Below are 21,625 nucleotides of genomic sequence, written 5' to 3'. Positions count from 1 at the left end.
GGCAGCCGGGGACGTCACGGCACCCGGCCGACGCGATCATTGTGACACCGGCTCACGGCACTTCCAGCCTATGGGTACCCAGAAAGATGATTTCTACAACCAACCCGGAGCGGCCAGGAAGGCACACCTCACAGCGGCATCGGGCCGTGCGGAACCAGGAACGGCCGGCGGGGGTCCTCGGGCACGGTGCGCCTGACGGCCAACTCGGGTCGCGGCTGCGGCAGGTGGGGCCCGAGAGCCGCGTAGACCTCAGCCGCGGAGGACGGGCGGTCCTCGGGCCGTTTGGCGAGCAGGGCCGTGAGCAGGTTCTGCAGGTCGCCGGGCACGGCCACCCCGGAGTCGGCGACGACGGGCGGGGGCGAGGCGAGATGGTGGGAGGACAAGAGGGCGGGCTGATGAGTGGGGAAGGGAGTCTCGCCCGTCAGCATGTGGTGCAGCAGGCAGCCCACGGCGTACAGGTCGCTGCGGCCGTCGAGCTGGTCCCGGCCCGCCAGCAGCTCGGGTGAGGCGCAGAAGAGGTTGCCGATTCCCTCGCCGGTCGTGGTCAGCCGCGGATCCGTGTCACTGAGCAGCTTTACCAGCCCGAAGTCCAGGATCTTCACGACACCGTCCCGCCGGATCATGATGTTCTGCGTCTTCAGGTCCCGGTGGACGAGGTCGGCCGCATGGACCGCGGACAGTCCCGCGCAGAGCTGGGCCGCGACGGCGACAGCCGAGGCGAGGCCGAACCGCCCCTCTTCCTGCTGGTCGAAGAGGTACTCGAGGGTGGTGCCTTCGATCAGTTCCATCACCAGGCAGCAGGTGTCGTCCGTGAGCGATGCGTCGAAGACAGTGGCGACGTTCGCATGGTCCAGGCGTGCGGCCGCCCGCGTCTCCCGGCTGAACCGGGTCAGGGCCGCGTCGCGGCTGCTCGCCACGGCCAGCAGCTCCGTGGCGACGGTCTTGACCGCGACCGGCCGGTCGAGGGGCAGGTCCCGCCCCCGCCACACCTGTCCCATCACACCGCGGCCCAGCACCGACTCCAGCCGATAGCGGCCACCAAGCACCATTCCCGGCGCGAGACCCGGCATCTTCCCCGACCTCCACATCTCCCGCACATCACGGCGGAACGTAAACTCTGTGAACAGAGTCAATGAGCGTAGTAGCCTTCTTGTCACCGGTTGCTGGGGAGCCGACCACCCACCAGCCACCAAGTACCTCGGAGACTGATCGATGAGTACCCCCGACGTCGTACCCGTCAGCCTGGCCGAGATCGCCCGGATCGCCGGCGTCGGGCGAGCCGCTGTGAGCAACTGGCGCCGACGCCACGACTCCTTCCCCACACGGATCGGGGGCACCGACGTCAGCCCGCAGTTCTCGCTCGCCGAGGTCGAGCAGTGGCTGCGCGACAACGGGAAGCTGAGGGACGTCGGCGGCAAGGAACTCCTCTGGCCACGCTTCGAGTTGCTCGGCAGTCGGAACGAGTCGGGGCTGGCCGTGGCCGAGGCCGCCCGCCGGATGCGGTCGTCCAGGGCACGGATCTCCCATGCCGAGCTCTCTCCGCAGGCTCGTGAGCTGGTGGCCGCGGCGGCGAAGCTGGGGCGGGCGGAGGGGCCGCGCGACACCTTCGAGTTCCTGCTGCAACGGTGGCTGGAAACCCATGTCCGACAGCTCAGCACCACGCCGCCACCACTCGCCACACTGATGACCCGGATCGCCCTCACCACCCGTCTCGGTCCGCAGGACGGCGGACTGACCGTCCTGGATCCGGCGTGCGGCACGGGCCACCTGGCGGCAGCTGCCGCTCAGGAGTACGACGGCCCGGGCCTCGAGTTGCTCGCGTGCGAGCGGGATCCGGCGCTGGCCGCGCTGGCGTCCGCCCGGCTCGACTTCGTCGCGGACGACCGTCACGTCCGTACACAAGTCTCTACGGCCGACGCGCTACGGGAGGACCCCTTCACCGGGGCCAAGGCCGACATCGCACTGTGCAACCCGCCGTTCAATGAACGGGAGTGGGGGTACGAGGAACTCGCCACCGACCAGCGCTGGACTCATGGGCTGCCCCCACGGACCGAGCCCGAACTGGCCTGGGTGCAGCACCTCCTCACCCACCTGAAGCCCGGCGGAGTCGCCGTGGTGGTCCTCCCACCCGCCGTGGCATCACGCAAGGCGGGTCGGCGTATTCGCGGCTCGCTGCTGCGCACCGGAGCACTTCGGGCGGTGGTGTCCCTCCCTCCGGGCAGCGCACAACCCCACAGCGTGTCACTGCAGTTGTGGGTCCTGCGCGCAGCCCTGGACGGCCCTGCCGCCCCTCCTCCGAGCCAGGACGCCCTCCTGGTGGACGCCACAGGCTTCGCACGACCGGGAACACGCGAGCCGAGCCCCGACTGGGACGCTCTCGGTTCCTTTGTCCTCACCGCGCTGGCGAACCTCGACCATTCCGATCAAGAGCCGCCGGAGAGCGCCGCGCGCGTTCCCTTGCTCGACCTTCTGGACGACGAGGTGGACGTCACCCCGGGACGCTACACCGCGTCGGCGTCCGAACCGTCATCGAAAGAACTTGCCAATAAGTGGAGCGAGTTCGGGACGCTGCTGACCGAACTGGCCGATCAGGCACAACATCTGTCCGCACTCGACGTCGAGGCCGGCACCCAGCAGACCACGACGACAGTGGGAGACCTGGTCAAGGCCGGTGCGCTGACGCTGCGCGCCGGTCAGCAGCCTCCGGAGAGGACGGCACCTGTCAGCGGGACCGCCGTACCGTTCCTCACCATCGCCGACCTGCTGGTCGACGGTGCGCCCAGCGGGCTGCTGGCCACCCAATCGGCCCACACTCTTGCCGAAAAGGGCGATGTAGTGGTCGCCGGAGTGATCCGGGCCTTCAAGGCGTGGGTGCATGAGGGCGCACCGATGGCTCTCGGCCCGCAGCTCTACACCCTGCGGGTGGACTCGGAGAGGCTCGATCCCCACTTCCTCGCCGGCTGTCTGCGCGCTCCGGCCAACGGGCGCCAGGCAGGCACCCACGCTTCCAGTTCCTCCCGAGTCGACATCCGGCGGTTGCAGGTGCTCCAGCTTCCCCTGGAGAAGCAGATGGTGTACGCGGATACGTTTCGTCGCCTCAGAGCCTTCGAGGCGCTCGTCGCCAGAGCCGAGCGTTCAGGTACGGGGCTGGTGAGCGACATGAGCGACCGCCTTGCCGCAGGTGGACTGGTTACCTGACGCCTACCGGCCGGTCGGCCGGGCCCGGAGAACACCGGTAAAGACCATGTCCTCGTCATCGTGTCATGGCGGCGAGTACCGGCCGAGCGCGCGCAGGGGCGCCTATGCGGCATACCGCGTCTCCGGCAATCAGTGAGATGGCGCAACTTCTGCCGGCCCTGATCTCACATGCGCGCCGCGCCCGCGTCAGCCATTTCCCCCAGAACGGTCAGGATCCGCAGAGCTTAGAGCGCCTCCGCCCCTGTCCACCCAGGCAGTGACGTGAGGTGTCGGACGGAGCGCGCATCTCGGCAACCCCTACCAGCACTTCGACTGTACCGCCGGCCTGGTGAACGCACTGGTGGAGTGGAGTGGGCTGCGCATCTTTTCACCCTCTATGTCCGGAAGGCGGCCGGTGGCCAGGAAGCCGAGGGTGGCCTCGTCGATGCAGGCGAAGCCATCGTTGTAGACGTAGTGCCCGCCGTTGTCGACGCCGACGAAGGCGCAGCCGTACCGGAGGCCTTGTGCAGCCCGGGACCGCTTTCCCACGGGGTGGGGCTGCCCCGGCGGTTCTGCAGGATCAGGGTGTTGCGCGGGCATCCGCGGTGAGCGGTCACGTGCGGTCGACGGCGGTGCGGGGGGCGTAGCCGTCGATGTCGTGCGGCTATTCGGCGTCGCCGCAGGTGAGAGCCATGAACATGGCGTCCTGGTGTCCGCGGGCATGCCTGGGGACGTCGGGGTCTCAGCGAACCCCTGATTGAGAACCGAGCGCACGCCGTCCGCCGCCGATGTGACTCGCGCCGCGATACCGGGATGGGGTCGAGGGCCACGTCGTATGTCGTTGCGCACCGTCGGCGGCGAGTTGCGACATGCGGTGCCTCCTGGAACGTGGTTCGGCCACGAGCTGGTTCGGTGGTCGGCCGGCCAGCCGGCCGTCACCGCCGTCCGCCGAGAAAATCGAGGATGTGACCGAAGACGTCCAGGGCGGCGCCCCGGCCGAGGAATGTGTCCAGGTGGCCGTAACCGGGGATCTCGGTGTAGGACACGTCCAACTGGGGCTGGCGCTCGGCGAGTACGTCGTGGCAAAGCCGCTGGGAGTCCAGCCACAGCCCGTTGTCGCTGCCGGCGAGCAGCAGCACGGGGGTGTCGATCCGGCCGGCCGCGTCCAGCGCATTGGGCGGCAGGTGACGGTAGCGGTGGTCGGTTTCGTGCCAGCGGACCACGCTGCGGGCCAGCTCGATGCGGCGCAGGTGGGGCAGGATCCACAGCGGCGCGGGGCCGAGGAGGTCGGCGAGGCGGTCGTGGGTGGCCTCGGACAGGTTCTCGTGCACGAAGAGCGAGGCGCCCGTGCCCCAGGCGGAATTGTGCAGGATCTGGCAGGTCGGGTCCGGGCAGCTCGCCTTCCGTGAAGCCAGAGCGAACAACGGGGTGTACTTCGACCACAGGCCCACCTTGCGGAAGTCGACCGGGATGTGGTCGATCCGCGTCTTCAGCAGCTCCCCCGCCAGCGACATCCGCAGCGATGTCCGGCCGGCCAGCTTCGGCGTCAGGAACACACCCTGGGACACCACGCCGGCGAGGCCCGGCACCAGGCCCGCCGCCATGCTCAGGGACAGCGTGAGCGAGCCGATGCAGTGGGCGACCACGAACACCGGGCGGTCGCCCATGCGCTCGCGGACGTGATGGACGGCCGCAGGGATGTCGTACAGGGCCACGTCGTCGTACGTGTACCTCTGGCCGGTCTCGTTGTACGGCAACCGGCAGCTGCCCCGCCAGTCCAGCAGCCAGGGCTCGTAGCCGTCGTCGAGGAGAACGTCGACCAGATTGCGGGTCTCGGGCAGCAGGAACATGTCGGCGGACGCGGTGTGTCCGTGCAGGAGCAGCACGGCGGGGCGGTCCGCGGCGCCGGCGTGTATGCGGGTCAGGCCGAGCCGGACGCCGTCGTCCGCCCGGAAGGGGATCTCCTCGACGCGGGCCGGGTCGAGGCGGTGGTGGAGAGGGCGCAGGGCCGCGGTGGTCCTGACCCGGGGCAGCGCCGACCCGCCGGCGCGGGAGGTGGTCGTCCTGAAGATCATCGGTGGCGCTCCGTGGGGGTCGGGGTGCGGCGCAGGTCGAGCAGGTCCGCGGCGGCGCGGGCGAAGGGGCCGAGCAGGCCGCGGCCCATCTCCAGGCCGAACCAGGCGAGCCAGGTCAGCTTGGCTGCCCGCTTCTCCTGGCTGGTCAGACGCGGGTCGACCTTGATTCCGTCGATCTGGTCGCGGACGTAGGAGTCCGCGGGCACGACGACGTCGCCCGCCAGGCTCGCCGCCTCGCCCTCGCGGCCGATCCGCACGGTCAGCGCACGGGTCTGCCGCCACAGGTCGCGGCGGGCCCGGGCGTACTTGTGACCCTCCAGCCACCAGTGGCCGCCGTCGGCGTCGCGCAACCGCAGCCGGTAGCGCAGGAGTTGGTGCCTGAGTCCGTGCTGCTGCGGGATCCCCTCCTCGGGGCGGATCCAGACGTCGCCGCTTTCGACGGTCAGCGGCTCGGGGTGTACGGCGGTGCAGACGACCTCGCCGGTCACGTCCACCCGGCGCTCCTTCACCAGCTGGTACATGCCGGCGATGGAGAGGGTGAGCGCCATGGAGCAGGGGTTGTCGGCGGGGGCGCCGACCGGTCCCACGCTGCCCTCCGTCGTCTCCGAGAACCACAGGTAGGGCTGGTCGTCCTTGTGCGGCAGCCTGGCGAGGCCGTCCTGGGCGAGGCGCTCGAAGGTGCTGAGCTGGGCCTGCGCGTCGTAGCGGGCCGCGGGCGGCAGCCCCAGCGCCGCGACCAGCGCGGCGGTGCGTGCGCCTTGGGCCGCCGGGCCCTTCAGGGTCGCCTCGCACAGCTTGAGGGCGGTGGGGCTGTGCAACACCCTGGAGAGGAAGGCGAGTTCGGGGACCGGTTCGGCCTCCAGGCGGGCCAGGGCTTCGGTGCGCCACTCGTCCCAGTCCTGGACGCGCACGTGCATACCTGCGAGCGCCATGTCACGGACGACGTCGTCGAGGGTGTTCGGCACACCGGTGAGGTTGTAGTCGTAGCCCCAGGCGTCGGGCTCGCAGATCGCGGCGACGGCGACCCGGCTCACCCAGTCCACCGGGGCCGCGTTCAGGTAGCGGAAGGCGGGTACGGTGCGGAAGCGGCCGAAGGCCGAGATCAGGCCGCTGCTGAGGTCCTGCGGGTTGTAGGCGCCGGTCTTCGTGTGGCCGCCGATGCCGCCGGGGCGCAGCGCGGTGACGACCAGGCCGTGGTCGCGGGCACGGCGCAGGGCGACCTCGGCGGCCCACTTCGACTGGTCGTAGCCCGAGACGAGCCGGTCGACGTGGGCGAGTGGGTCGTCCTCGCCCATGGAGGTGATGCCGACCTCGTTGAAGACGGCGATCGAGGAGATGTGGTGCAGCGGCTTGGGCCGCCCGGTGGCCGCGAGTTCGGCGAGGGTGAGCGCGCCGAGGACGTTGCTCGCCCGCAGCGACTGGTAGCCGCGCAGGAAGTCCACGGCCGCGGCCACGCCCACGACGCTGTCCAGTGCGTGGGCGAGCGTGTGCCACAGTTCGTCGGACAGGCCGAGCCGCGGCCGCCGGATGTCGCCGGGCAGCACGGTCACCCGGCGCCGCACCTCCGACGACCAGGGCAGTCGGTGACTCTTCAGCGCCTCGCCGAGCCGGGCGACGGCCGCCTCCTCGTCGGCCGCACGGACCAGGCAATGGACATGCGCGTCACTGTGCCGGAGCAGGTCGAGCAGCATGTGACTGCCGAGAAAGCCGGTGGCGCCGGTCAGCAGGATCCGGCGAGGCGGCAGCGGCTCGGGCACGTCGGCGAACGGCAGGCGGTCGGCGAGGCTCAGATCGGCGAGGATCTGCTCGAGGTCCTCGCGACGGGCCCTGGTATACCGCTCGTCGCCACTGCCGACACGGGGGCGAAGCGCCGGTGAGGTGCGCGGAGTCGGCATCGGAAGGGTGCGCGGGGCGAGAGCCGGACGGGCGCCCGCTGCGGAGAGCGGCAGCGTGCCAGGTGCGGGAGCCGCGACAGCACCTGCGCCGGCAGCCGGCAGCGCACCGGCGACCGGAACCGGCGGAGTGCCCTCGGCGGTGGGTGCCGGGGTGCCTGCGTGCACGGCCCGCGGGGTGGCCTCGCTCGACGCCGCGGCCCCGGTCGCCCGCAGCCAGCGCCGGGCGAGACTGACCGGACGGGCGTCGGCGAACACCTCGTCCAGGTCGAACTCGATGCCCAGCTCGCCCTCCAGCTCCGCGACGAGTTCCACGGCGTGCACGGACGTGCCCCCCGCGTCGAAGAAGTCGGCGTCGGGCGACAGGTGTCCCGCGGGCAGATGGCGGCCCGCCGCGGCGGCGATGGCGGCGGCCACGCCGTCCACGTCCCGGAGCGAGGTGGGGGCGGCACCGGAGTCCGCACCGGTGGCGGCCTGCATCACCCTGGCCAGCAGGTCGTCCACGCCGAGCCCGCCGCCACCGCGCTCGATCGCCTCGGCGGTGGCCCGCTGCCCGGAATCCTCGGTCATGTCACGCATGAGAGCCCTTCACGATGTACGCGTCCTTGTCCCTTGCTTCCGGCATCCGAGGAAGTCCTCGCCTGCGTGCTGCGGCACGTCCTCACTGCTGCTCCCAGGACCGGAACGCCCTCAGGTGGTCCGGTGTGACCACGGCCTCCAGGCTCTCGTCGTCCTGGTCACCGCCGCCGAGAGCGGCCAGCAGTCGCCGTGCCGGTACGTTGCGCTCCGTGCGCTCCGCCGCCAGCCGGACTTTCGTGCAGCCCAGTTCCCCGGCACGGTCGGCCAGCCACTGCAACAGGCGTTCCTCGACCCCTCGGCCGAGCGCTCGGCAGCTCATCAGCCAGCCCATGACCTCGAGTTGGTCGCGTTCCGCGCACAGGGCGAGGAGGGCGATCTGCCCGTAGTCACCGAACCGGTCCCGGGCCGCCGCCGTCCACACCTCGCCCCGCTCCCGCCACCGGGCGACGTCGCCGCCGTCGGCCGACCGGGAGTGCAGCGTGAACTGGTTGGTGCGGCGGACGAGTTGCTCGGCCCGCTGTACGTCGGTCTCGGACAGCGCCCGGACGTCGACCTCCAGCTCCAGCTGCGCGAGGAACTCCTCGAACCCGGCCGCTTCGCGGACGGTCTCCCGCTCCCGCTCCTGCGCGTAGAACCGGGCCCGCAGCGCGTCCTCGGCGGTCGCCGCCGCCGGGACCAGCGGCCACAACCGGTCCAGGAACTCCGCCAGTTCGTCCGTGGACGGGCAGGTCACCGACAGCATCTGCGGCAGCGCGGAGCGCGCCTTGGCGATCTCGGCGGGGTTGTCGTCCAGGAACAGGAAGCTGTCCAGGCCGAGACCGAGCGTGCGTGCGGCCTCGGCCAGGCGGCCCGGCTTCGGTCCCCAGCCGGCCGACAGCACGCTGAAGTGCTCCGCCCTCAGCAAACTGTCCGGGCGCTCCAGGACGGCGCGGACCGTGACCTCGTCGTTGTTGCTGACGAGCGCCAGCAGCGCGCCCGTCTCGCGCCACTGCAGCAGCCTGCGGGCGAGCAGGGCACGCGGGCCGGACAGGTCGACGGCCTCGGGGCCGATCTCGCCGGCGACCCCGCCCCACAGGGTCTCGTCGCCGTCCACCGCGATCACCTTGGGCGCGGGGCGCAGCACCGCCCGTACGACCTCGCCGAGCCGCAGCGCCACGGCCGCCTGGAAGGGCGGTGTGAAGGGCAGGTGGGCCAGCCGCTCGGTCCGCTCGTCGAAGCGCTCCCCGCCCGGGTGGTGCCGGGTCCAGTCGTCGGGGCCGAGCACCGCGATGCCGGGCAGCCCGGCCAGGTCGGCGGCGACCTCGCGCTCCCACTGCGTCAGTCGGTCCTCCTGACGGGCGGCGGGCAGGAAGCCGACGATCAGCGGCTTGCGGGTGCGTTCCGACAGGGCCTTCAGCGCGGTCGGGTAGGCGGTGCGCAGCTCGGCGAGCAGCGCGTCGTCGACCGGGCCGAAGCGCTCCAGGTCCACCGCCCGCAGCAGCACCGCACCCACCGCGGTCGCGGGGTCCGCGAAGACACCCGAGGGGTCCTGGAGACTCGCGAGCACGTGGTGGTACGGCGCCTCGGTGATCGCCGGTCCGCCGTCCCCGGCGGCCCCGTTCTCGACAGCTGCCTCGCACATCAGCGGGAGGTTGCCGAGGGCGAAGGTGGCGGCGAGGGCCAGGGACCGGCGAGGTGCGGGCGCCGTGCCCGCGGGAGCCGAGGTGCCGGGGCGCGCCGGTGCCGCCGGGTCCTCAGCAGCCTCCCCCAGCAACCGCAGGAACTCCTCCCCCAGCTCGGCGGTGGTCGCGGCGTCCAGGATGTCCACGTTGTGGTCGAGCCGGATGCGGGCCGCGTTCGGGGTCATGGTGATCATCAGGTCGAGGTCGGAGTAGCCGGTGCCGGCCGGCAACACCTCCAGCCGGGTGAGGTGGCGGGAGGACTGTACGTAGTTGAAGTAGACCTCGACGAGCGGCGCGTTCTCCCGGTGCAGGCCCTGCCGGGCCAGGGTGGCCAGGACGTCGGTGAACATGGCGCCCTTGGCCAGGAGGCGCTGCAGGCGCGCGTCGGTGCGGCGCAGCACCTCGGCCACCTGTTCGCCCGCGCGGGCCTCGGCCGGGAACGGCACCGGCACGCCGAAGAAGCCCACCGCGTCGTACGCGTCGGCGTGGATGCGGGTGTCCACGGGCACGGCGAGCACGAACCGCTCCCGTTCCCGCTTCCTGGCCAGCAGCACCGTCAGGGTGCCGAGGCAGAAGGCGGCGGGAGTGACGGCCAGCCTGCTCGCGGCCGCCGCAACCCGTTCCATCAGCCCGTCGGGAATCGTCGCGGTCACGCTGCCGGCCCGGTACGACCGGCTCGCCGGGGTCGGCCGGTCCAGCTCCAGGTCGAGCCGCTCGCTGCCGTGGAAGTGCTCGCGCCACTCGGCGCCCGCCCCCTCGCCGCCCTGCTGGGCCTCGATGAGCAGGGCGATGTCGCGGTTGGTGACGGCGTCGTCGAGGGGGGTGCCGGACAGTTCCGCGTCGATCTCCCCGGCCACGAGCAGCAGCGACTGCAGGTCGCTGACCGCGTGGTGGGCGCCGAACACCAGAATCTGGCCGTGTGTGCCGCCGTCCACCAGCTCGAACCGCCACAGCGGTGTCGTCGCCAGGTCGAACGGCGGCTCCATCAGGGCGCGCAGGCGCTCGGCGCCGTCGAGTGGGCCTTCGACGGCCGTACAGCGCAGCACCGGCTCCGCCGGCTCCCGGTCCACGCGCAGCTGCCGGACGCCTTCCTCCCCGGTGGTGATCGCGGTGCGCAGGGCCGCGTGCCGCGCGACGAGCCGGGTGAGGATGCCGGTGAGCGTCTCCGGTGCGGTCGGCGCGATCAGCCGTACGGCGAGGCCGATGCCGTGCGCCGCGTCCGGCATGCCCGGCCGGGCGCTGCGCAGCAGTCGTACGACGTCGCGCGTCGCGGGCCGCAGTTCGGTCTCCGGGACCTCCCGGGCGAGGTCGCCGGAGTCCTGCCGCGCCACGGCGCCCCGCTCCGGGAGGCCCTCGGCCAGGGCCTGGGCGAGGCCGCGGATGTCGGACGCCGCGAACACGTCCGCGGCCGACGGCTCCACGCCCAGTTCGCGGACGAAGGCGTTGCGCAACCGCACCAGCATCAGGGAGTCGAGGCCCAGTTCCTTCAGGGCCGTGGTCGCCGACGCGTCGACCGCTCCGCCGGAGACCTCGCCGACCCGGGCCCGGACGTACGCCTCCAGCCAGGTGGCGCGGTCCTGGTCGGTCGTCGCCGCGAACACCTTCTTGACGAGGTCGTCCGAGGCGGCCGTGCCCGTCGGGACGGTGACCAGGTCGCCCAGGATCGGGCGGGTGCGCACGGCGTCGGGCACGAGTGTCAGCATCTCCCGGTCCAGGGCGATCGGCGCGAGCTGGCGGCGGGCGGTGGCCAGGACCCGCTCGAACAGCTCGCCGCCCTCCTGCGGCGAGAAGGCGACCAGGCCCGAGCGGCTGGTCTCGGCGGCCCGGGTGCCGGACTGGCCGACCATGCCGACACCGGCCCAGGCGCCCCAGTCCAGGCTCAGCGCCCGGCGGTCGGCGTGGGAAAGGTGGTGTGCCCAGGCGTCGAGGAAGGCGTTCGCCGCCGAGTAAGGGCTCTGCCCGGCCGACCCGAGGAGTCCTGCCGCGGAGGCGAACAGGATCAGGTTCCGGGCCTCCGGGATCAGCTCGGTGAGGAGAGCGGTGCCCAGAACCTTCGGGGCGAGGACGCGCAGGACGCGTTCGTCGGTCAGGTTCGCCACCGTGGCGTCGTCGAGCACACCAGCGGTGTGCACGACCGTGGCGACCGGGCCGCAGGCGTGCCGTACGGCGTCCAGGGCGGCCGTGAGACTCTCCCGGTCGGCGACGTCGGCGCGGGCCAGGTGCACGGTGACGCCTCGCTCTTCCAGACCCTTGATCCAGTTGCCGGCCTCCGCGTCGGGCCTGCCCCGGCTCATGAGAGCCAGTCGGCGGGCCCCGCGGCGGACCAGCCGCTCGGCGACGACGCGGCCGAGGCCGCCCAGACCGCCGGTGATCAGGTGCACGCCGTCCACTGAGGTCTCGCCGTGATGGCCGTCGTCCGGGCGGGTGTGGGCCAGGCGCGGCACCAGGCGGCCGGTGCCGCGCAGCGCGACGAGCCGTTCGTCGTCGGCGTGCCTGAGCTGGGTCCACAGGGCGTCGACGCCGTCGGAGGGCGGCAGGTCGATCAGCGTGGCCGACAGCTCCGGGTACTCCTGCGCCACCGTGAGCCCGAAGCCCCAGGCGAGCGCCTGCTGCGGGTTGGTCACCCCGGTGCTGTCGCCGGCTGCCTGACTGCCGCGTACGACCACGAACAGGCGCGGAGGCCGGCCCTGCGGACGGCCGACGAGGGCGCGCACCAGGTGCAGGGTGCTCAGGCAGCACAGTCGCGCCGCCTGCTCGGCCGATCCGGCGTCGCCGATCGCCGGGGCGTCGAGGGCGGTCAGCTGCACCACCTGCTCGGGCTGTCCGCCCGCGAAGGCCTCCTCCAGCAGCCGGGCCAGGTGGTCGGGGTCGGCCGGATCGAGGACGTAGCGTCCCGGTCCCTCGACGGCGAAGGCGTTGCCCCGGCGGGCCACGACATGCGGCGCCGAGGAGCCGAACCGCTCGCCGAGCGCATCCGCCACCCCGGTGCCGTCGGCCAGGATCAGCCAACTGCCCTTCACCGGCGGTTGCTGCGCCACCGGGCGCGGGTGCCAGCGGGTCTCGAAGAGGGCGCTGTCCGGCGGCGAGAGCGCGGCCAGCCGGAACTCCTCGATCTCCAGGACGAGTTGTTCGTCCTCGTCCCAGATCCTGATGTCCAGGGTGGCGGTGTCGCCGGACACGGAGCGCAGTTCGCAGCCGGCCCAGGCAGGCGTGGTGCGCCGGCCGGTGAACCGCAGCCGCCCCGCCCCGGCGGGCACGAACGCCCGGCCCTCGGGCGCGTCCTGAGGCAGGGCGGCCGTGTGGAGGGCGGAGTCGAGGACCGCGGGATGCAGCAGATGACCCGCGGCGGGCCTGGCGGCCAGCCGGCCCAGGGCCGCCGAGTGGCCGCGGCGGCCCTGCTCCAGACCCCGGAAGGCGGGGCCGTAGTCGATGCCGAGGGCGCTCAGCCCGGCGTACACCGCCGGCAGGTCCGCGTCCTGCGTGCACTGCTCACGCACAGTGGTGAGCCGCGAGTCGTCGAGCCGTACGTCCGGCGGAGGCTGTTCGCCGGTCACCGCGACGCGTCCGCCGACGTGCCGCACCCACCGCGGGCGCCGCTCGCCGGCCCCCGCGGAGGCGACGGTGAAGGACCGGAAGCCGTCCCGGGCGGGCCGCAGCACCAGCTGCACCCGTACGGGCCGTTCGGGATCCATCCGCAACGGCTGCACGAACTCGATCTCGCTCAGGTGGACTTGGCGCCCGTCCTGCACCGCGGAGGCCGCCTCCAGCACCATGTCGAGGAAGGCGGCGCCGGGCAGCCAGACCTCGCCGTCCACCCGGTGGTCACTCAGATAGGCGAAGCGGCTGTCCCGCAGGTCGATGTCGCTCTGGAACAGGTGCCGGCCGGGCTCGTCACTGGACTCGAGGTGGGTGCCGAGGAACGGTGAGGAGCCCGTGGTTGTGGCCGGGGCGGGCGTGAGCCAGTGGCGTTCGCGGGCGAAGGCGTACGTCGGCAGATCGACGCGACGGCCTTGCGGGAACAGCGCGGGCCAGTCGGGCGTGTGGCCCGCGACGTACAGCTCGCCGACCCCGCGCAGCAGCATGCCGGGTCCGTCCTGCTGACGGCGCAGCGAGCCCACGCCGGCCACGTCGATGCCGGCTTCGGCCGCAACCGCCTCGATGGACGACAGCAGCGACGGGTGCGGGCTGAGCTCGACGAAGTAGCGGTAGCCGTCGTCCAGCATCCGTCGGACGGTGTCGGCGAACCGGACGGGCTGCCTGAGGTTGGCGTACCAGTACTCGGCGTCCAGCCGGTCGCCGGAGACGGGTTCGGCCAGCACCGTCGAGTACAGCGGGGTCGACGCCCGTGCGCCCCGGATGCCGGAGAAGCGGTCGAGCAGCTCCTTGCACAGGGGTTCCATCAGCGGGGTGTGCGAGGCGAACGGCGTCGACAGCCGTCGTACGGCGATCCCACGCTCCTCGAGCCCGCGGCGCAGCTCGGCCAGCGCGTCGGCGGCGCCGGAGACGGCCGTGGAGCCCGCGCTGTTAACCGCGGCGACGAACAGCCGGCCCGCGTAGGGGGCGAGCAGTTCCTCGACCCGCGCCCGCGGCAGTTCCACCGCGACCATGCCACCCTGCCCGACCAGCGGGACGACGGCCTCGGCCCGACCGGTCACCACGGCCACGGCGTCGTCCAGGCCGAGGGCGCCCGCGCTGTACGCGGCGGCGATCTCGCCCAGGCTGTGCCCGACCACGGCGTCCGGGACCACGCCGAGGGCCCGCCACGCGGCGGCCAGCGCCGCGTCGACCGCGAACAGCACCGGTTGCAGGCACTCGGTCCGATGCAGCGGGGAGAACTCCTCAGGTGCCCGCAGCGCGTTGAGCACCGACCAGCCGACGTGCCGCTGCACCGCCTCGTCGACCCGGGTCAGCTCCTCGCGGAACGCCGCCGACCCGGCCAGCAACTCCATTCCCATGCCCGGCCATTGGCCGCCGTGCCCGGAGAAGACGAAGGCCACCCTGCCCGTCGCCTCCTCCCGCGGCGTGGCCGGTTGTGCCCGTCCGCTGCCCAACGCATCGAGCACGGCGCTCAGTTCGCCCACGTCGCCCGCCGTGACGGCCGCCCGCCAGGGGAAGTGGCTGCGGTGCCGGGCCAGGGTGTAGGCGACGTCCGGCAGCGGCGTGTCCCCGGTCAGGTGCCGGGCCAGCCGTGCGGCCTGCCCGCGCAGCGCGGCCTCGCTCCGCCCGGACAGGATGAACAGCCGCTTGGCAGACGGTGGTTCACTCGCGAGACCGGGCTCCGGCGCGGACGACGGGGCCTCCTCCACGATCACGTGGCCGTTGGTCCCGCTGATCCCGAAGGCGCTGACGCCGGCCCGCCGGACGCGCGCCTTCGCCGCCGGCCACGGCACGGCTTCCTGCAGCAGCTGCAGGCCGCTGCCGTCCCACTCGACGTGCCGGCTCGGTGTGCCGGCGTGCAGGGTGGCCGGCAGCATCCCGTGGCGCAGCGACTGCACCACCTTGATCAGTCCGGCGATGCCCGAGGCGGCCTGCGTGTGGCCGAGGTTGGACTTGAGCGAGCCCAGGTACAGCGGGCGGTGCCGGGGGCGGGAGGCACCGAAGACCTGCGCCAAGGCGTTCGCCTCGATCGGGTCGCCCAGCGTTGTGCCCGTGCCGTGCGCCTCGACGTAGTCGATGTCGGCGGGTTCGAGGCCGGACAGCTCCAGGGCCCGCCGGATCACCTGTTCCTGCGCCGGGCCGTTGGGCGCGGACAGGCCCTGGCTGCGACCGTCCTGGTTGACGGCCGTGCCGCGCAGCACCGCAAGCACCTCGTCGCCGTCCCGCCACGCGTCGCTCAGCCGCTTCAGTACGAGCATGCCGGCACCCTCCGCCCAGACGGCGCCGTCGGCGTCGTCGGAGAAGGAGCGGCAGCGGCCGGTCGGGGACAGGCCCCGCAGCCGGCTGAACTCCACGAAGGTCTGCGGGGTCACCATGAGCGTCACACCGCCGGCCAGCGCCAGGTCGCAGTCGCCCGACCGCAGCGCCTGCGCCGCCAGGTGCACCGCGACGAGCGACGACGAGCACGCCGTGTCCACCGTCAGCGCCGGGCCGTGCAGCCCGAGCGCGTACGCCAGCCGGCCCGACGCCACGCTGAGCGCCGACCCGGTGCCGACGTACCCGTCCAGCTGGTCGAGCCGCGAGCCCGAAAGATAGTCGCTGCTGAACATGCCGACGTACACGCCGGCGGTGCTGCCCGCAAGTTCGGCGGGCACGATCCCGGCGCGCTCCAGCGCCTCCCACGCGGTCTCCAGCAACAGCCGCTGCTGCGGGTCCATGGCGGCCGCCTCCTTCGGGGTGATGCCGAAGAAGCCCGCGTCGAAGGACTCGATGTCGTCCAGGAAGCCGCCCTCCCGGGCGTACGACTTGCCCGGCGCCTCCGGGTCGGGGTCGTACAGCGACTCGACGTCCCAGCGCCCGGCCGGGAACGGGCCGACCGCGTCACGGCCCTCGGCGACCAGCTGCCACAGCTCCTCCGGGTCACCCACGCCGCCCGGCAGGCGGCAGGCCATGGCCACCAGGGCGACCGGCTCGTCGTGCGCCGCGGTGCGGGGGTGCGACGCGGCGGCGGGGCGGCGGGCGGTGGGGCCGCTCGTCGCGATCACGGTGGCCAGCAGGTGTTCGGCGAGGCGGGCCGGGGTGGGGTGGTCGAACAGCAGGGTGGCCGGGAGCCGGGAGCCGAGGCGGGCGCCGATGCGGTTACGGAGCTCCACCGCCGTCACCGAGTCCATGCCGAGATCGCGCAGCGGCTGGTCGGCGCGGACGGACTCCGCCGAGCGCAGACCGAGGGCGCGGGAGGCCTCCTCGCGGACCAGGGCCAGGACGCGGTCGGCGCGCTCGGCCTCCGGCAGCCGGGCCAGCCGGTCCGTCAGGCCGTCCGCGCCGTCCTGCCCGGGGCGGGGCGCGGGCAGCAGGGAGCGCCACAGCGCGGCCGCACCGCCGCCCGCGCCGGCCGTGGTCTCACGCAGGCGGGGCAGGTCGAGCGCCCAGGCGACCAGGTGCGGGGCGCCCCGGCGCAGCGCGAGTTCGACGAGGTCGCGGCCCTGTTCCGGGGGCAGGGCGCGGTAGCCGAGGCGGGCCATCCGCTCCAGGTCGGCGTGTTCGGCGGCGAGACCCTCGCCCGTCCAGGCGCCGAAGGAGACCGACACTGCGGGCAGCCCCGAGGCGCGCCGGTGGTGGGCGAGTTGGTCGAGGAAGGCGTTGGCGGCGGCGTAGTTGGCCTGGCCCGCGTTGCCGACGACACCGGCTGCGGAGGAGACCAGCAGGAACAGGTCGAGCTGCGCGTCCGCGGTGAGCCGGTGCAGGTGGGTGGCGCCGTCCACCTTGGGGCTGAGCACCCGCGTGAGGCGTTCGGGGGTCAGCTCGGCGACCACCCCGTCGTCCAGGACGCCGGCGCAGTGCACGACGCCGCGGAGTTCGTCGGCGACTGGACCGACGATGCCGGCCAAGGCCGCGGCATCGGCGACGTCGCAGGCCGCCACCTCGACCGCGGCGCCGAGCGCTGCCAGTTCCGCGACGACCTCGGCGGCGCGCGGGTCGTCGGCTCCGCGCCGGGACGTCAGCAGCAGGCGGGGCACGCCCCGTTCGGCGAGGAGCCGGGCGATGTGGCGTCCGACGGCGCCGAGGCCTCCGGTGATCAGTACGGTGCCGTCGACGGGTGTCCGTGCACGGTCCGTGTCGGCGGCGCGGGCGCGCACGAGCCGGGGCACGAGCAAGGTGCCCGCGCGCCCGGCGAGTTCGGGCTCGTCCCGGTGCGCGACGGCGGCGAGCAGGGCAGCCGCGGGATCGGTGTCCTGGAGGTCGAGCAGCGTCAGCCCGAGGTCCGGATGCTCGGCACGGGCGCTGCGGGCCAGGCCCCACAGTGCCGACTGGGCGAGGCCCGGCACGGTGTCCCGGTCGTCGGCCGCGACCGCGCCGCGGGTCACCCAGACGGTCCGGGTGGGTGCCTTCTCCTGTGCGGCGAGTGTCTGCAGTTCGGCCAGCGCGGCTTCCGTCACCTGCCGTGCGGCGGCGGCCGTTTCGGCGTCCTCGGCCGGTGGTGGCCAGAACCGTACGAGCACGTCGCCACCCGTGTCGCGACATGGGATCCCCGCGGCCTGGAGGCCGCGCAGGGCCGCGACGACGTCCGGGTCGGACGGATCGCCGACGACGGTCCAGTCACCGGCCGGTTGCGGGACCCTCGGCTCGGGCGCGGCCGTCCAGACCACCTCGTACAGGTGCCGCCCGTTGCCCGAGCCGCCGGCGAGATCCGCCGGGCTCGCGGCCCGCAGCCGTACCCCCTCCAGCCGGCCCACGGGGAAGCCGTCGGCGTCCCACAGCGTCACGTCCAGCGTGAGGTCCGTTTCGGTGACGCCGGTGCGCCGCACGAGCACGGTGAGGTCGTCGGCGCCGCGGTGCGACAGCGCTGCGCGGCCCACCGCGACCGGAAGGAGCACCCGGCCGTCGGGGGCGGCGCCTCCTTCGAGGGCCGCGGCCACGTGCAGCGCCGCATCCAGCAGTGCGGGGTGGACCGGGTAGGGGTCGGCCAGGTCGTGGGCCACGGACGGCAGCGACAGCCGGGCCAGCAGCTCGCCGGCGCCGGTCACCACCGCCTCCCGTACGCCCTGGAAGGCCGGACCGTAGCCGAGGCCGAGCCCGGTCAGCCGCTCGTACGTGTCCGGGCTCCAGGCGGGCTCCGCCGCCTGCGGCCACACCGGCGGCCGCCCCGCCACCGGGGTCGTCCCGGCCGCCGAGGCGGTGGCGTGCCGGGTCCAGGTGGCCTCCTGGCCGCGCGGGCGGCTGTGCACGGTGAGCTCGGGTGCCGGGCCGGCGGTGACCACCTCGACGGACACCTCCACCGTGCCGGATGCGGGCAGCACGAGGGGTGTGAGCAACAGCAGGTCGGTCACGTCGGCCGGCTCGTCCGGGCGGGCCACGGCGAGGGCGGCCCGGCACAACTCCAGCAAGGTCGTGCCGGACATCACGGTCCGGCCGAACACGGTGTGGTCGGACAGCCAGTCGGCGGTGGCCGGGGACCACTCGTTGCGGAAGGTCCAGCGGGTCTCGTCGGCCGACTGCAACTGGACGCCGAGCAACGGGTGCGCGGCACGGTCGAACAGGCCCGGACCGCCCGAAGCGGACTCGGGTGCGATCCAGTGGCGCCGGGTGTCCCAGGCGTAGGTCGGCAGGTCCGCCCACGCGGTGTCGGCGACCAGGCGCCGCAAGTCCGACCGCCGTCCGTGGACGTGCAGTTCGGCGGCGGCGCGGTCCAGACAGGCGGGTCCGTCCTCGTCGCGGCGGAGGGAGCCGACGACGACCAGTTCGTGGCCCGAGTCCTCGCCGATCGTGTGCATCGCGGTGAGCAGGGACGGATGCGGGCTGAGTTCGACGAAGTGGCGGTAGCCGTCCGCCGCCATGCGCTCCACCGCGTGCGCGAAGCGGACGGGTTCGCGCAGGTTGGTGTACCAGTAGTCGGCCTCCAGCTCCTCGGTGACCGGCTCACCGGTGACGGTGGAGTACCAGACGACCGACGTGGGGTACGTGGTCACGCCGTCGAGCTCGTCGAGGATCGTCGCGCGCACCTGCTCGACCCGGGCGCTGTGGGAGGCGTAGTCGACGTCGAGGCGACGGACGAAGACCTGTTCCCCGTCGAGGCCGGCGAGCAGGCCCTCCAGCGGCTCCACGTCACCGGCGATCACGGTCGCCCGGCCGCTGTTCACGGCGGCGACCGAGACCCGGTCACCGAGACCCGCGATGCGGGTGACCACCTCGGTGTGCGGCAGGCTGACGACGGCCATGGCGCCGGTGCCGGACAGCTCGGTCAGAGCCCGGCTGCGCAGGGCGACCACCACGGCCGCGTCGTTGAGGCTGAGCGCGCCGGCGACGCAGGCCGCGGCCACTTCGCCCTGGCTGTGCCCGATCACGGCGTCCGGCCGGACGCCACGGGCCCGCCACACCGCGGCCAGGGACACCATCACCGCGAAGAGCACCGGCTGGACGACATCCACACGGTCCAGGGACGGGGCTCCCGCTTCACCGCGCAGAGCCGCAGCCGCGGACCAGACGGTGAACGGTCGCAGGGCGGCGTCGCAGCGGTCGAGTTCGTCGGCGAACACGGGATCGCGTTCGAGCAGGTCACGTGCCATGCCAACCCACTGGGCGCCCTGACCGGGGAAGACGAAGGCCACCTTGCCCGCGGGCAGCGTCCGCCGGGGGCCGGCGGTCAGGTCGGGATCGGGCCGGCCCTCCGCGAGGGCCCGCAGCGCGCTCAGCAGTTCGTCCCGGCCGGCCGCCTGGACGACGGCACGGTACTCGAAGTGGGTGCGGTGGTGGGCCAGCGTCGCGGCCACGGCGGGCAGCGGCAACTCCGGCCGCGCGACGAGACGTGCGTGAAGTCGACCGGCCTGGCTCTGGAGCGCGGGGAGCGTGCGGGCGGAGAGCGGGAAGAGTGTCGGGCCGCGCGACTCCGCCTCCGCCCCGGCCGGTGCGACGACGTCCTGTGGTGCCTCCTCCAGCACGACGTGCGCGTTGGTGCCGCTGATGCCGAACGCGCTCACCCCGGCCCGCCGCACGCGGGCGCCGTCGCGCGGCCACGCCCGGGCGCTGCCGTGCACGGCCAGGCCGCTGCCGGCCCAGTCGACGTGCTCCGTGAGGGTCTCGGCGTGCAGGGACGGTGGTACGAGCTCGTGCCCGAGCGCGAGCACCGTCTTGATCACGCCGCCGATGCCCGCGGCGGCCTGGGTGTGACCGATGTTGGACTTCAGCGAGCCGAGGCCGAGAGGCCGGTCGGCGGGGCGGCCCGGTCCGAACACGGCGGCCAGTGCGCGACCCTCGATGGGGTCGCCGAGCCGGGTGCCGGTGCCGTGCGCCTCGACGTGGTCCACGTCGTCCGGTGCGAGTCCGGCGGCGTCGAGGGCGGCGCGCAGCACCCGTTCCTGCGCCGGGCCGTTGGGGGCGCTCAGCCCCTGGCTGCGGCCGTCCTGGTTGACGGCCGAGCCCTTGACCACGGCGAGCACCCGGTCGCCGTCGCGGCGAGCGTCGGCCAGCCGCTTGAGCAGCACCACACCGCAGCCCTCCGCCCACACCACGCCGTCCGCGTCGGCCGAGAAGGGGCTGCACCGCCCGGACGGCGACAGCCCACGCAGCCTGCTGAACTCCACGTGTCCCCGCGGGGTCACCAGCAGGCTCGCGCCGCCAGCCAGGGCGAGGTCGCACTCACCTGCCGCCAGCGCGCGGGCCGCCAGGTGCAGGGCGACGAGGGAGGAGGAGCAGGCGGTGTCGACGGTGACCGCCGGACCCTGCAGACCGAGGGTGTAGGCGATGCGCCCGGAGGCCACGCTGGGTGCCGAGCCCGTGCCGACGTGCCCGTCGAGCTGGGCCAGCGAGGCGGAGGCGAGGTATCCGCTGTCGTACAGGCCGATGTAGACGCCCGTGAGGCTGCCGTGCAGCGTCTCGGGGACGATCCCGGCCCGCTCGATCGCCTCCCAGCTGGTCTGCAGCAGCAGCCGCTGCTGCGGGTCCATGGCGTCGGCCTCTCGTGGCGAGATCCCGAAGAAGGCGGCGTCGAAGCGGTCGATGCCGTCGAGGAAGCCGCCACGCAGGGTGTACGCCTTGCCGGTGGCCTCGGGGTCGGGGTCGTAGAGGTTCTGGGTGTCCCAACGGCTCGCCGGTACCTCACAGATGGCGTCCTCGGCGGCGGCGAGCAGCCGCCACAGCCCCTCGGGATCGTCGGCGCCACCGGGGAAGCGGCAGGCCATGGAGACGATGGCGATGTCGCCGTCCGCCGCCCGCGGCGGAGCCTCGGCGGAGACCGGGCCGGCCGTCGGAGCGGGCGGCCCGCCGAGGACCGCGTCGGCCAGCGCGGCGATCGTGGGGTGGTCGAAGACGAGCGATGGCTCCAGTGGTCGGCCGGTCCGTGCGGAGAGTTCCGCGGCCAGCGTCACCAACCGGCGTGACCCCAGCCCGAATTCCGCGATCGGCCGGTCCGGGTCGACGGCTCGCGGGTCGAGCCCGGCGACCTCGGCGACGGCCGACCCCAGCCAGGCCCGTACGTCCTCGGCAGTGGTGAGCGGCATGCTGGTGGACTGCTTCCGGGGCTCGTTCGCAGGCATCTGGGCAGGTGTCCTCAGGCAGCGGTGACGCGGGCGGATTCCGCACGACCGCATGCGGCAGCGGCGTACGGCTGAGATCGGGTGATGTACGGCCGAAGTCGACGGACGTGCGGCCG

The 21,625-nt window shown here is 73.5% G+C and carries 6 protein-coding genes; 1 reads left to right on the top strand and 5 read right to left on the bottom strand.

What is annotated here, in order from left to right:
- Positions 1-128: 128 nt before the first annotated feature.
- Positions 129-1,070 carry a serine/threonine-protein kinase gene (locus ACFY0K_RS22905; RefSeq protein ID WP_390641407.1) on the bottom strand — a complete coding sequence of 314 codons (942 nt, stop codon included), beginning with the start codon at positions 1,068-1,070 and terminating at the stop codon, positions 129-131.
- Between the two features lie 142 nt (positions 1,071-1,212).
- Here ACFY0K_RS22905 and ACFY0K_RS22900 point away from each other — a divergent pair, with 142 nt between their 5' ends.
- Positions 1,213-3,198, top strand: coding sequence for an N-6 DNA methylase (locus tag ACFY0K_RS22900; protein WP_390641406.1), 1,986 nt, complete (start codon positions 1,213-1,215; stop codon positions 3,196-3,198).
- 297 nt (positions 3,199-3,495) lie between these two features.
- On the opposite strand, the gene ACFY0K_RS22895 is transcribed toward ACFY0K_RS22900, so the two are convergent.
- The 4 genes from ACFY0K_RS22895 to ACFY0K_RS22880 form a co-directional block, all read right to left on the bottom strand.
- Positions 3,496-3,726: an alpha/beta hydrolase gene (locus ACFY0K_RS22895; RefSeq protein ID WP_390641405.1), complete on the bottom strand. Its 231-nt coding sequence runs from the start codon at positions 3,724-3,726 to the stop codon at positions 3,496-3,498.
- 386 nt (positions 3,727-4,112) lie between these two features.
- Positions 4,113-5,252, bottom strand: a complete 1,140-nt coding sequence (locus tag ACFY0K_RS22890) for an alpha/beta hydrolase (protein WP_390641404.1) — start codon at positions 5,250-5,252, stop codon at positions 4,113-4,115.
- Complete coding sequence (locus tag ACFY0K_RS22885) at positions 5,249-7,714, bottom strand: thioester reductase domain-containing protein (RefSeq protein WP_390641403.1); 2,466 nt, start codon at positions 7,712-7,714, stop codon at positions 5,249-5,251. The genes ACFY0K_RS22890 and ACFY0K_RS22885 overlap by 4 nt, the downstream gene beginning before the upstream one ends.
- A gap of 91 nt (positions 7,715-7,805) precedes the next feature.
- On the bottom strand, positions 7,806-21,509 hold the full coding sequence (locus tag ACFY0K_RS22880) for an SDR family NAD(P)-dependent oxidoreductase (protein ID WP_390641402.1): 13,704 nt from the start codon (positions 21,507-21,509) through the stop codon (positions 7,806-7,808).
- Positions 21,510-21,625 lie beyond the last annotated feature (116 nt).

The sequence above is a fragment of the Streptomyces sp. NPDC001507 genome, assembly GCF_042894765.1.
Lineage (GTDB): Bacteria > Actinomycetota > Actinomycetes > Streptomycetales > Streptomycetaceae > Streptomyces.
The sequence above is the reverse complement of the archived record's forward strand: the minus strand, read 5'-3'. Positions and strand labels throughout refer to the sequence as shown.